Annotated in this window: 7 protein-coding genes; 4 read left to right on the top strand and 3 right to left on the bottom strand. The window is 37.5% G+C overall.

From position 1 onward, the window contains the following. Positions 1–100 precede the first annotated feature (100 nt). The gene (gene bafA / locus BTR_RS03940; RefSeq protein ID WP_012231362.1) at positions 101–5611 is read right to left on the bottom strand and encodes a BafA family autotransporter; all 5511 of its coding nucleotides are present in this window, start codon (positions 5609–5611) and stop codon (positions 101–103) included. 570 nt (positions 5612–6181) lie between these two features. Here bafA and BTR_RS03935 point away from each other — a divergent pair. After that, complete coding sequence (locus tag BTR_RS03935; RefSeq protein ID WP_012231360.1) at positions 6182–7471, top strand: MFS transporter; 1290 nt, start codon at positions 6182–6184, stop codon at positions 7469–7471. Here the strand turns inward: BTR_RS03935 and BTR_RS03930 are convergent. Both BTR_RS03930 and BTR_RS03925 read right to left on the bottom strand, forming a co-directional pair. After that, a complete protein-coding gene (locus BTR_RS03930) occupies positions 7468–7731 on the bottom strand; it encodes a hypothetical protein (protein ID WP_012231359.1) in 264 nt (87 codons plus the stop codon). The genes BTR_RS03935 and BTR_RS03930 overlap by 4 nt on opposite strands. 167 nt (positions 7732–7898) lie before the next feature. Next, positions 7899–8345, bottom strand: a complete 447-nt coding sequence (locus BTR_RS03925; protein ID WP_012231358.1) for a DNA polymerase III subunit chi — start codon at positions 8343–8345, stop codon at positions 7899–7901. 409 nt (positions 8346–8754) lie between these two features. On the opposite strand from BTR_RS03925, the gene lptF reads away from it, so the two are divergent. Genes lptF through BTR_RS03910 form a run of 3 tightly spaced genes read left to right on the top strand, consistent with a single transcriptional unit; the run spans position 8755 to position 13403 of the window. Then, complete coding sequence (gene lptF / locus BTR_RS03920; RefSeq protein ID WP_012231357.1) at positions 8755–9945, top strand: LPS export ABC transporter permease LptF; 1191 nt, start codon at positions 8755–8757, stop codon at positions 9943–9945. Then, a complete protein-coding gene (lptG, locus tag BTR_RS03915) occupies positions 9942–11033 on the top strand; it encodes an LPS export ABC transporter permease LptG (protein WP_012231356.1) in 1092 nt (363 codons plus the stop codon). Before lptF ends, lptG begins: the two co-directional genes overlap by 4 nt. Next, complete coding sequence (locus BTR_RS03910) at positions 11034–13403, top strand: LPS-assembly protein LptD (RefSeq protein WP_012231355.1); 2370 nt, start codon at positions 11034–11036, stop codon at positions 13401–13403. Positions 13404–13473 lie beyond the last annotated feature (70 nt).

Raw genomic sequence — 13473 nt, 5'->3', positions numbered from 1 at the left:
TGAAAAGTGAAGCTGCATGCTCTGAAAAATTGTTTACGCTTCATTAAAGACTTTTAAAAACAATTATACCTTTAAAGATAACTAAAAAATACCTCTATCATTAGAAACTATAGCGTACCCCTATAATGCCCTGAAGAGACTGTTTTGTTTTACGCCCTTTAATATAATGGGCCTCTCCATAGAACTTCAACTTCTCACTCACCAAACTGCTTAAACCTATTCCTAATTTACCCGCATTCCCTGATACGTCCGTGGTAAATGGATGGCGCTGATTAATCAACGTTTGATTATCATCTTTATGCTCACGCATCCATGCTGCGGTAATATACGCAAGGGATGAAGAATTCATACGAGAGCCAAATTCATACCCTAAAGATAAACCAACCTCACTGCGTAATGAAGTAAACGGACGCATATCACCTGTCATATCATTCGATAACTTGATTTCTTTACCTTCAACTTTCAACCATGTAAATTGTCCATAAGGCTGGAGCCAACTGCTCTGTGAGGTCTGAAGTCGATACCCCACTTCAAAGGAGCTGCCCACCGCCCATTGCGTATAAGTTCCTTCAATCCCTAAACCATTCGTTGAAACGGCCTTCAGGGTATTTTGATAATGGTTATATTTTAAAATACTATCGAGATACCATCCACTATGATCTAAATACGTGACATAAGCACCAATGCCATAACTATTGATACCGCTGGTCCCCCCCCGTGCATGCGCAACACGGGCATGATCATAACTGCCAAAACCACCGATATAAAAATCTCCATTTTCCCATTCGCTTAAGCCATTAATCCCCAAAACGATACCGGTCTGATCCAGCTTAAAGTCTATATGCTCTGTCGTAATGCTTTCTTTCGACTTAATCGCATAGGTCCATAAAACCGTATTCTTTTTACTTTTATCGAGAATTCCTCTTCCCGCACGCACGCTTTGCATTTCATTGTGAAATACCATCGCTGGCGCTACAAACATAGACAAGACTGCATCTGTAGAAGGTGTGGTTAAAAAGTCAGAAACTGAAAGCTTCTCACTTAATTGTGGAGAAGGTTGTTCCTGAGCACTTGGACACAAAATCATTTGATCGGCTAAAGAATGAGAAGATGTTGAAACAGCACCCTGCTGTTTTTCTTCAGAAAGAGGAGGAAGAGCTGATGAATCTGATACTTCTGTAACTTGTTTTTCTTGAGTTGAAATAGCTAGAGAAACAGAAGCTGGAGACTTTTGACTCAAGTTTTGGCGATTTTCTCTTTGACCTGACAACTTAATCGCACGCTCTTTTGTAGCCGTAAGAGTTGAAAGAGAAGAAATCGGTTGATTTTGACTTAAATGCCGCGCAGATCTGCTTCTACTTCGTGGCAAACTATTAAGAAATGAAGAATTATCAATAGAGATTGCAGATAAATACCAAACTTTTTGCCCTCCACCCTCAGCAATTCTTTGTTTTAAACCATACATGTAGGTTCCCCCATCAACAATTGGAATTTTTGCACCAGAAAAACTTTGTAGAGTAAAAGATGCGCCTCCACTTTGATCCAAAATTAAATCAAGTTCTGCTGACGAAGGCTCAACAATTTCAATACCAGAATCTAGAACACTTATTGTGTGAAAACCACTCCCATTCTTGACAAAGAGATAATCACCTTTTCCTTCTGCAAGACTGACATTAAAATCAAAATGGAGATTACCCGAAAGCTCATCAACATAAAGCTTAGAGTAATACAAACTATCTTCAGAAGAGGTAAAAATAACTTTTCCTACACCGCTTAATTGCTGAATGTGTGTACTTTTGTCATCAAATTCACTAGCAATGGCGTATAATTGAGCTTCTTCTCCATTTAAAGCAATGTTTTCTACTATAGTTTGTTGAGTATCATTTCCTGCATCAAGATGGAGACCACCAAAATCCTGAACCTTTATTTCTCCCCCTAATACCGCACCAGCAGAAACCCATGAATTGGCATTATCTTCAATCTTTAGATTCTTCACAATTCCACCCGCATAGACTTCTTGAACACCACCAGTATGTAAAATTACTGTATTCGCTTCACCTCCTGCTAAAACATGCTGCATACCCTCTGAAAAGACTTCCGTATTGATGGCTAAACCACCGTTTTTTTCTGCAAAGTTATCATCACCAGGAAACCATTTAGCAAGAGTTTGTATTCCTCCACTCATCACTTTTGTTCCCACTGCCATTCCATCATCATACACATTCTGCTGTCCCGGTATGTCCCCTTGACCATGAATTGTCGTATCATAAACACTGCTCCCAACAATCCCACCGTCCACGTACCCATCTCCGAAAACAAGCTGCTCCCCACCATAAATTTCAGCTCTCAATGCAGAACCTCCCCCCTCCACTTTTTGTTTTCCACCCTCGTAAATAATCGTAGACTCTGAAATCCCCTGTTCCCCTACAATCTCAGCACCACCATTTTCAATTGTCGTATTCTTAACAAAACCACCAGCCTCAACATAAAGTGTTCCAGATCCCGCAACTGTAGTGTTAATAGACTGTCTAAGTGCACCTTGCTCTCCATCATAAGAGATATAAACTACCCTGTCATCACCAAGCCAAAAGTTTTGTAAAATGCCTCCTCCCTCACGAATACTGAAATTAATAACATCAGAGATACTAAAATCTTTTGAGGGGGTTATATTTTCTTCTTTTTCAGGAAGCTTATTTACAGGATACTCTGCATGAGGTGCGGGGATTACAGGAGTAGAAGGTGTTCCCAACGGTGCCAAATACCAAATCTTTCCCCCGTTATGATCTTTTTTCTTGAGATCATACATGTAGACTCCACCATCAATCGCACTAATCTCTTCACCAGAAAAATCCGACAGAGCAAAATGAGCATTTCCGCTTTTTTCATTAATCAAATCAAGCTCAAGAACTAAATTTTGCGTTTCTAAAGAAGAATTGGCAATTTCAATACCAGAATCAATTACGCTTATGGTGTGATGTCCTTCCCCCTTTTCGATAAGGAGGTAATCACCGCGTTGCTCTTCAAAATTGGTGTTCAGTCTAAAATGTAAACTCCCTGAAAGATTCCCGACCTCAAGTTTAGAGTAATGTGGATTAAATACGGTAGAAGTAAAAATAACGCTGCCATCACCACTCAGATTCTCAATCAAAGAACTTTCGCCATCCATCTTAGAAGCAATAGCGTACAATTTTGTATCTTTGCCATTTAAAACAATTGTTTCTACTTCAGTGCGAGATTGATCTGCACCAGCATAAAGGTAAATGCGTCCAGAATCATGAATCATGGTGCTTCCTTCTAATGTTGCACCAGAATGTAACCATGATTGTGCTTGATCCTTGATTGTTAAATCTTTTACATAGCCCCCTAAATCTATTTTCTGGAAAGCGTTCCCTTGTAAAAGAACGCCAATCGCGATTCCCCCTGCTAAAACGTGTTGTTGTCCACCAGAAAAGACCTTCGTATCAAATGCAAAACTGCTATAATCGTCTAGGTCCTGTTCTACATAAAGACTTTGTACCCCTCCTTCCATGATCTTTGTATTAAAAACCTCTCCATCATCGTACACATTCTGATATCCTAGTGCTCCATTGTCACCAGAAATAACGCTGTCATAAGCGCTGCTCTTTACCATCGCACCTTTAATATCAGACTTTCCTGAAACAAACTGCTCACCACCGTAAATTTTAGCCCCTTCAATTTTCCCCCCATCTTCAACCTTTTGTTTTCCCCTTCTCTTAACTGTACTATCTTGTGAAAGCCCCTGCCTTCCAATAAGCTCAGTCCCTCCTCTTTCAATTGTCGTATACAAGCTAAAACCACCGTTATAAACGGAAAGCTTTCCACCATCTTTAACTGTATTACTAATTGAAGTTTCTCCATTGCTATCAACTTTCTCACTGTTCCCATCAAAGCTAGGATCCGCAATCGTAACAATCATTCCCTTTTCAATTACAAATTCTGTAAGATCATTCGATAATGGAGCCATAACAGATGGTTGCAAGCTAAAATCAGAAAATAAAGAGGTATTCGCTTCATCAACAGCATAATTCGCATCTAAATACCAAATTTTACCAGTGCCCTTATCTTTTCTATGTTTCAAACGATACCTATAGGTTCCGGCATCAATCGTTTCGATTTTTTCACCAAAAGTGTTTGTCAGAGTAAAATGAGCATTCCCACTGTGATCAGAAATTAATTTAAACTTTTTGTGAGAAGAATTTGTCATTTCACCCCCAGAATCAGCCACACTTATTGTGTGAGAACCAGAGCCACTTTCTTTAATGACAAGATAATCCTTAAGGTGCTTGACAAAATCGATATTAAAATCGAAATGGAGAGAACCTGAAAGATTATCAATATTAAGCTCTGAGTAATGTTTACCTATCCCTAAAGACGTAAAAATAACTCTCCCATTTCCTTTTAAATTCTGGATATTAACGTGAGGTTTTTTGCTGTTATCTTCAGAAGCAATAATGTATAGTTTGGTATCTTCTCCATTTAAATTAAGATTTTCTACTTCCGTAACCGCTTCATCATTTCCAGCATAAAGATAGAGGCTGCCAAAATCATGAACATTTGTATCCTTATCTAATATTGCCCCCGCAAAAGCCCACGACCTTGCTTGATGATTAATTGTTAGATCATCCGTATATCCAGAATCATATATCTTCTGCGTAGCTCTATGGTATAAAGTAACTTCACTCGCATTCCCTCCTGCAAAGATATTCTGCATCCCATTTTTAAAAAGTTCGGTATTGAGTGCAAAAGCCCCCTCATTGATCGTAAAATCTTCCTCTTCTATATCGGCTGTATCAGCATCTTCTGAGGAGATGTTATTAAAATTCTCTTTACCATCAAGATTCTGAACACCTCCTTTCATAACCCTTGTGTCAACAGCCATCCCTCCACTATAGATACTTTGTATTCCTGGCATTCCATCAGCAGCATAAATTTCAGTGCCATAAGCACTGCTTTCCTTATCTTTACGCGACGAACCTTCTCCAAGGATCCCCTTACCAAAAATAATCTGCTCACCACCATGAATTTTAGTTCCTTCAGCATTTGCACCACTTTCAACAATTTGTTGTCCCCCTTTTTTAACAACGGCATATTCTGAAGTGCTCAAGCTTTGGACAAACTCAATCCCACCATGCTCAATGATCGTATCCCTACTCACACTTGCTGCATCAATGTAAAGTTTTCCACCCTCCTGAACCGTATTATTGATGGAATAGGCAGCATCTTCATAGCTAAAGCTATTTATTTCAGAACCTTCAGAGACACGGTTCGTAATATAAATAGTAGCACCATCGTTTATTATTGAATTTGTAAGAACTTCAAAGAGTAGATTTTCTAATCCCTTCTTTTCCTCTTCTGAAGACTTCCTTCTTTCTAGTGTCTTTTCATGCACTATCATTTTTGCCCCCTCTTTTTTCTCTTTTAATCCCCTCACTTTTGATAACAATTTTTTTGTCTCTTCTAGCTGTTCATTGATAACTACTGGTGTTAACAGCTTTTCTTTTAGTGTTGCTACTCCATCTGCATTCGCAATCTTGACAAAAAAACTACTAGTCATTAACGCACAAAAACTTAATTTCAATTTGCGTTGCATTCTTCACACTCCATCATTCTAAATTTAAATCCCTCATTTAGAAAAAAGTGCATAGACCAAAACAACATTCTGTAATGGCTCAACCTCATGTTTTTTTAGGCTAATAAACCATTCGATGATTAAGCTCTGACAGATCAAATATACACCATGTGTTTTAAATATATGCACAACTAAAAGATTTTGTTTTATTAAATGCAACTAAAAAGTGTTATAATTATATTCATAAAAAATTTTTTAATATTTTTGAGACACTAAACACTGATCTATGAATAAGATTGATCCCTCAATAGCTAAAAATTGCTCTTAAAACTTTAAAGAAAACAGCACTGTGAATGAGAGTAGTCTTTATGGCCAAATATTTTATCTTTTACAGCACTTAAAATAGTTTCTTTATTCTATTCAATTTTGATAATCTAAAAAAACACTTATTGATGTGCATCGGTCCATCATCATTGTTCTAATATATTAAGGAACTTTATAATATCGACTCGACACTGATTTGAAATTTTTATAATTATAGTTGGTTAATTCATATTTGATTTGCCATATACTGAAAGGGACATTCTATTCATGTCTATAAACTTAGAAATGCAAGGCACAAGCAACAGAAATTCCCCTCGTCGCATTTTATTTGCAAGCCTTATTGGCCCAACAATTGAATTCTTTGATTTTTATGTTTTTGCCACTGCCGCAGCTCTCATATTTCCTCATGTGTTTTTTCCAACACAAAATGATCAGATTGCCATTTTACAATCTTTCCTGATCTTTGGAGCGGCCTTTTTTGCGCGCCCCTTTGGATCAATTATCTTTGGACATTTTGGAGATAAAATTGGAAGAAAAGCAACACTTATTGCCTCTCTTCTTACAATGGGTCTTTCAACAGTCATTATTGGTTTTCTTCCCACATATGAGACCGCTGGATGGTTTGCCCCCTTCCTCTTAACCTTGTGCCGTATTGGGCAGGGAATGGGATTAGGAGGAGAATGGGGTGGAGCTGTTTTGCTCGCAACAGAAAATGCCCCTCCAGAAAAGCGAGGCTGGTATGCAATGTTTCCCCAATTGGGCGTTCCAATCGGTTTGTTTTTATCCATTGCTGTGTATTTAGGTCTGTTATACTTCCTTGATCATGATGCACTTGTCGCTTGGGGATGGCGTATCCCTTTTATTGCTTCAGTTGTTTTTATGATTATAGGATTATGGGTTCGTCTTTCAATCAATGAAACTGTTCAGTTCAAAAAAAATCTTGAAAGTCAAGAACGTGTCAAAGTTCCTATTATCGATGTCTTCTTAAAATGTCCACGAATCTTATTTCTTGGAATATTTTCTGGTATGGCCACATTTGTTTTGTTTTACTTGGTTACTGCATATTTGTTAAGCTATTCAACAAACCATTTGCAATTGTCATATTATCAAGCTCTTCAAGTCGAAATTGTCGGTGCTATTTTCTGCGGAATTTTTACGATCATTACTGGAAGACTCGCTGATCGTATTAGACGGAGAACTTTGATGATTTGGGTTACAATCATCACCGGTATCTATTCTTTTGCAATTCCTTATTTCTTAAATTCCGGAGTTATAGGAGTCCTTGCAATGTCTGTCATTGGTTTGTCTATCATGGGGATGATATACAGTCCTCTTGGTGCTGTTTTGGCTTCACCATACCCAACAGCCATTCGATACACGGGCTCTTCTATTACTTTCAACTTATCTGGTATCGTAGGAGCTTCTCTCGCACCTTATATTGCAGAATACTTGGTGCAACATTTTGATACGTCTTATATCGGCTATTATTTGCTTTTTGCTTCTTTTATTTCACTGATTTGTTTTGTCGGATTTACAGATGATGAAATATCCAACTAAAATATAAGAGCAAAGAATAAAATAAAGACTGGCAGAAAAAATGCTGCCAGTCTCATTTTAAAAGACATGGGTTGCGGTATGCTCCACCACAATATTCCTGCAAACAATGCACTCAAAAAGAAAAATAAAAAATCCGCGATATTGCTCATATCAGCAACAGCAAATACCCCTGATAAGATATGCGTTGTCCCTAACCACGAAACGCAAAAAAAAGCCAACATCACAGCCCATAAAACAAGCACAATTCGATCAATAATCATGATGATACCGTTTCATTTTTTTAATTATAGGCCATATCTTGATCATGCCTAAAAAAAAATAACAATAAAGACCCAACGCCCTCCCCCTGATCCTTCCACAATAAAAAGGGCTGGGTTTACGATTCCCGCCAATCCTATCAAAACCATAACAAAAGATACGAGGTGCATTAAACTTGTTTTTCCCAACAACGATCTTCAGTTTGTTGCCAATAGGTTAAATTATGATTTTCCATTTTATATTTTTTCCACTGTGCCCGAGCAAAATTCAACTGCTCATCATTTCTACCATCAAAGAGCACGACAAGCCGTTGATAAACATTAATATCCGAACAAACAGCTCCCTCTATGAGAAAACGAATCTTTGAATCATTCGGATTTTCTTGTCCTATCGTCAGAAATACAGGCTGAAGATTTGCATATTGATCACACTCCGTTCCATGTCCAATAAATGATTCATCAGCATAAACCCATAAATGCATATCGATAGAATCGCGTTGTTCTTTACTCACGCATTGTATTGTTACCTTACCAAAACGAGCCAATGCACGCTCCACAAGCGTTGGCAAAATATCTTTCAGCGTTGACTGCGTCAAATGATAGAATAAAATATCCAATCTCTTAAGCCCTCATCACTCATTATAAAAAAGCTAACATCTTTTTTAGAGAAAATTCTATATTCCTCCTATAAAAGGAAACGGTTCAAGATATAAACCTCTTTTTCGATTGAGATGCATTATCTTTTTGCCCGTGGTTTTAAAAGACTCTTTAAAAGATAAAAAAAATTTATTTTCAGCGTTAATAAAAAAGTTTTTTAAATTATTTTGTAGATTCTTTGTAGACTATCGTTAAAAATAAAATATAATATGTGAAAAATTAAAGGGGATTTAACGAGAGATTTTATACTATCTATTTGCTAAAAATGTCCAATTCAGGGAAGGATGTTTTTTGAATTTTATTACATTTTAACTAAAAGCAGTAAAAATATTTGCTATCGAATTAAAGACTAAGGGTGTTCCCCAATTTATGCGTATTATTGAGTTTTACATCCTGAAACGTGTCTTTTTTCTATTTAGTTCTGTTTTGATTGCAGCAGTGGGCGTTAGTTGGACAGTGCAAATTCTTGCACGGATAAATTTTCTCACAACAAGTAAACAAACACTCCTCACAGTCTTGCAATTTTCACTCTCATTGGTTCCTTCTGTTATTTTTCTTGTCATTCCATTTGCATTAGTGATCGCAGTTACAACCACCCTTTCAGCAATGAATCAAGAATCCGAACTTGCTGTCATCAATGCCTCTGGTTTTCCTAAGAGTACTGTTTGGAAACCAGTGCTTCTTCTTGCTATTGTTGCATCATGTATCTCCTTTTCTATAGCTAATTTTGTTGTTCCTCAAGCGCGTCTTCATATGCGACAAATGTTAGCCAGTGCTCACTTTGATCTTATTAATCTATTCATTAGTGAAGGAAGCTTTCAAAAACTCGCCAATAACCTTTACATAGAAATTGGCGAACGGAATCCAAACGGAACACTTGAACGTCTTTTCATTGCCGACCAGCGTGACCCTAAAACTGATCTTTTTTATTACGCAACAAAAGCCTCCATTGTAAGCAATAAAAATGGTCGTTTTTTAATCCTCAATAACGGTGAAATAGAAAGAGTCAATCATGAAAATAATAGCGTTTCAATCGTTCAATTTAGCGCATACACCTTTAGCCTAGGGGAATTTATTCCCAGCGATAAAACACCTACTCTTTATCCAAAAGATCGGTCTCTTTCTTATTTACAAAACCCTGACCCAAAAGATCCCTACTATCAACGAAAACCACTCCAATATAAAGCTGAGTTTCACCGACGACTAACCCAATGGCTTTATCCAATCGTTTTTTCACTTATTGCATTAGCAGCGGCGGGAAATGTAGGCTCCCATCGACAAGCACGCTACTGCGCAAATTTTTCGGCGATTGCCCTTTCTTTTCTGGTCTATTGGATAGGTTATTTTTTCGCCGAAAAAGCAAAAAACGATCTTGCATATGTTCCCCTTCTCTATATTACGCCCATAGGAACAAGTCTATTTGTCTTTTTTATGCTTTTAACGAATCATAAAATTGGACTCCCCGCAAAATTTCATGAGATACTGCAAATCACTTTTCAAAAAGTAGTGAACAAATTTGAACATCGAAAATCTCAAGATTCTCTGGATGAAATATCATGATTGGGTGGACACTTGGACGCTATTTTTTTATACGTTATCTTAAAATAACTTGTTATTTTTGGGGGAGTATTTTTGTTCTTGCTCTTTTAATTGATTTTACAGAAAACTCCGGTAGGCTGCCCTCCCTTCCGCATTATACCGCAAAAGATGCATTTCTCCTCTCTGTTTTACGCATCCCTTTTATTATGCAACAACTTATCCCTTTTATTGCACTCTTTTCTGCCATGACAACGCTTATCTCGCTTAACAAAAAACTTGAACTTGTCGTGACTCGCTCCATCGGTGTTTCTGCATGGCAATTTCTTATGCCAGCTTGTTTGGGCGCTTTTCTTTTGGGATTATTTTCAATTCTTCTTATCAATCCACTCGCTGCATGGGGATTTTCTCAAGCAGAAAAAATGATGACTGAATGGCGCAATAATAATGTGCTAACATCTCTTCATAATACGCGTATCCACTGGTTAACACAGCGTACAGATTTAGGCAGAACAACCATTGGTGCTAAATTTATCACCGATCAAGGATTTTCTCTTCTCGATGCAACCTTTGTACAATACAAAGACGACGCAACCGTCAAAAATTGGATTAACACCCCAAAAGCAACCTTGACCCATGGCGCTTGGTTCTTAACAAATGGAACAATCTATAAAATAGGACATCCTCCTGAAAAATTTACCGTGTTGAAAATAAAAACCAATCTAAAGCCTGAATTTTTAACGGAACGTTTAGTGAATCCCGCAACTATTCCATTTTACCAATTACCCAAAAAGATCATGATCGCACGTTCATTTGGCTATTCTGCTCATAATTTTGATATGTATTTACAATCTTTGATTGCCTTACCGGCATTGCTTGTGGCAATGACTCTCATTGCAGCAACTGTATCTTTAAATTTTACACGTTTTGGACAATCTAGAACGTTGATTCTTGGTGGCGTAATCGCTGGGTTTATGCTTTATGTTATTTCCGTACTTGTTCAGGCTTTTGGTAATGCTGGATATATTCCACCAATTATTGCCGCTTGGACACCTGTTGTTATTGCATTATTCTTGGGAATCTCTTTTTTACTTCATAAAGAGGATGGCTAAGTGAAAGCATTAACACGTAAGAAAATCATTTTAACAAAATTAAGTGCTCTCACTTTTAAAAGTGTTATAGCGGTTATCTTAGGGGGAGCATTGCCTTATTGCGCAAACGCTCAAAACCTTATGTCTCCTGCTCAAAGTCGCATTCAAAATCCGGAACGTCCTCTTTTGCTCTCTGCGGATGAACTCATTTACAATCGTGATGAAAACACTGTTTCTGCACAAGGTAATGTTCAAGTTGAATATGACGGCAATAAAGTTGTCGCTCAGAAAATTATTTACAATCAAAAAACAGGACGACTTATAGCACAAGGAAACGTTGAAATTACTCAAAAAGATGGTAATAAGATTTATTCCAATCAAATTGATATGACCAAAGATCTTGGCGAGGGTTTTGTCAACGCCTTACGTATTGATACAGCTAATAATGTGCACTTTGCCGCTCAAAATGCTACGCGTAAAAATAATCAAATAACAATCTTTGAAAATGCAAGCTATACAGCTTGTGAACCTTGCTCTTATAAACCAGATAAAGAAGTCCTGTGGAAAATTAAAGCCAGGAAGATCATATGGAATAATAGCGTTAAAAAAATTCGGTTTGAAAATAGCAGTTTTGAAGTTTTTGGTGTACCGATTATAAAATTTCCCAATTTTGAGCTCTACGATCCAACTGTCAGGCGTGCGAGCGGTCTGCTTACACCTCATTTTTTCTATACTGATTATCTTGGTATGGGAGTAAAGAATTCTTATTTCTGGAATCTTGCCCCCAATTACGATTTTACGCTTTCTTCTACGGTTTATACTCAACAAGGGCTTTTAACTGAAGGGGAATGGCGTCAACGTTTAAAAATGGGCAGTTATAACATTCGTTTTGCTCATATATATCAAATGAAACCACATAGATTTGACAATGATACGATTGATGCACAGCATAAAAACCGTTATATGCTAGCGACAAAGGGGGACTTTCGTCTTAATTCACACTGGACTTATGGATGGGATATTTTTACACAATCCGATCGACATTTTAGCCGTGCATACAAGCTGGAAAACTATAGCAATCCTACACAACTTTCTCAGATCTATCTAAATGGTCTTGCAGGAAAAAACTATTTTGACATGCGTTTTTATCATTTTAAAATTCAAGACTCCGTATCGAATGATCCTCATTATGAACGTCACTCTCAGCAAGCATGGGTTCTACCACGTATCGATTATTCTTTTACACCAGATGAGCCCATTTATAATGGAGAGCTTACCTTCCATAGCAATATACAATCAATTTATCGTCGTCATGCCGACTTCAGTTCACCCGACTGGAACGAAAATCCTCTCAACACTGTAAGACTTTCTGGTATGGCTGGAAATAGTTTGCGTTTGACAAATGAGCTTCAGTGGAAAAAACGTTTTAACACGCACAATGGACTCATCTTAACCCCCCTTCTTTCTCTACGGGCCGATATCCTTACAACAAATGTACACGAAAATCACGCTGCTTCTGTAGAAAACAATGCCTTATCCGCAATGCGTAGCTCAACAATTCGTAGTATGGCAACAGCAGGGTTGGAAGCACGCTATCCCTTCCTTATTACAGCTGCTCATTCTACACATATTATAGAACCAACCGCACAAATTTTTATACGCAATAACGAAAAATATATCGGACAACTTCCTAATGAAGACGCTCAAAGCTTTATCTTTGATGCAACCACTCTCTTTCAACGAGATAAATTTTCTGGTTATGATCGTGTAGAAGGTGGGACAAGAGCCAATATAGGTCTAAGATATTCTGGAAGCTTTAATGAAACTTGGTCCCTGTATGGTCTTATTGGACAGTCCTTTCATCTAGCAGGAAAGAATTCTTTTGCAGAAAAAGACTTTGTTAATGTCGGTATTCATTCTAGCTTAGAGGCAAAACGTTCAGACTATGTTGCTATGTTTGGTGCAACCCATAAAAGCGGCTTTTCCTTGGAAACACGTGGACGCTTTGACAAAAAAACAGGAAAAATCCGCCGTAGTGAAATTGAAGTATCACAAAAATGGAATCTTTTTTGGGCCTCTGTACAATATGCTTATATCGCAAGCCAACCGAATTATGAATATCCACAAGAGCGGCAAGAAATTTCTTTTCAAACGGGCTTAAAACTGGCAGACTATTGGTCTGTTAATAGTAATGCCGGTTATGATCTCGTATCCGGTACATTTATAAAACGAGGAATTAGCTTGAATTATGCAGATGAATGTTTCGGGCTCACATTCGGTTATCAACAGGTCATGAATCCGGGGAGAAAAACGCCCTTGCAAAACTTTAATTTCTCTCTTTCATTGCGTACAATCGCAGATATCGGAAAAAAGATAGATTCAAATTTATAAAGAGAATGTATAAGTGATTTAACTTATTATTGTTTTTATGAAAAAAAGCGTATAGTTTAAGTTATTGATG

The organism is Bartonella tribocorum CIP 105476 (assembly GCF_000196435.1).
GTDB classification, from domain to species: domain Bacteria; phylum Pseudomonadota; class Alphaproteobacteria; order Rhizobiales; family Rhizobiaceae; genus Bartonella; species Bartonella tribocorum.
The sequence above is the reverse complement of the archived record's forward strand: the minus strand, read 5'-3'. Positions and strand labels throughout refer to the sequence as shown.

Coding starts and splice junctions, on each gene's coding strand:
- lptF (WP_012231357.1), top strand. CDS start 8,755: ATGCGTATTATTGAGTTTTACATCCTGAAACGTGTCTTTTTTCTATTT.
- bafA (WP_012231362.1), bottom strand. CDS start 5,611: ATGCAACGCAAATTGAAATTAAGTTTTTGTGCGTTAATGACTAGTAGT.
- lptG (WP_012231356.1), top strand. CDS start 9,942: ATGATTGGGTGGACACTTGGACGCTATTTTTTTATACGTTATCTTAAA.
- BTR_RS03930 (WP_012231359.1), bottom strand. CDS start 7,731: ATGATTATTGATCGAATTGTGCTTGTTTTATGGGCTGTGATGTTGGCT.
- BTR_RS03935 (WP_012231360.1), top strand. CDS start 6,182: ATGTCTATAAACTTAGAAATGCAAGGCACAAGCAACAGAAATTCCCCT.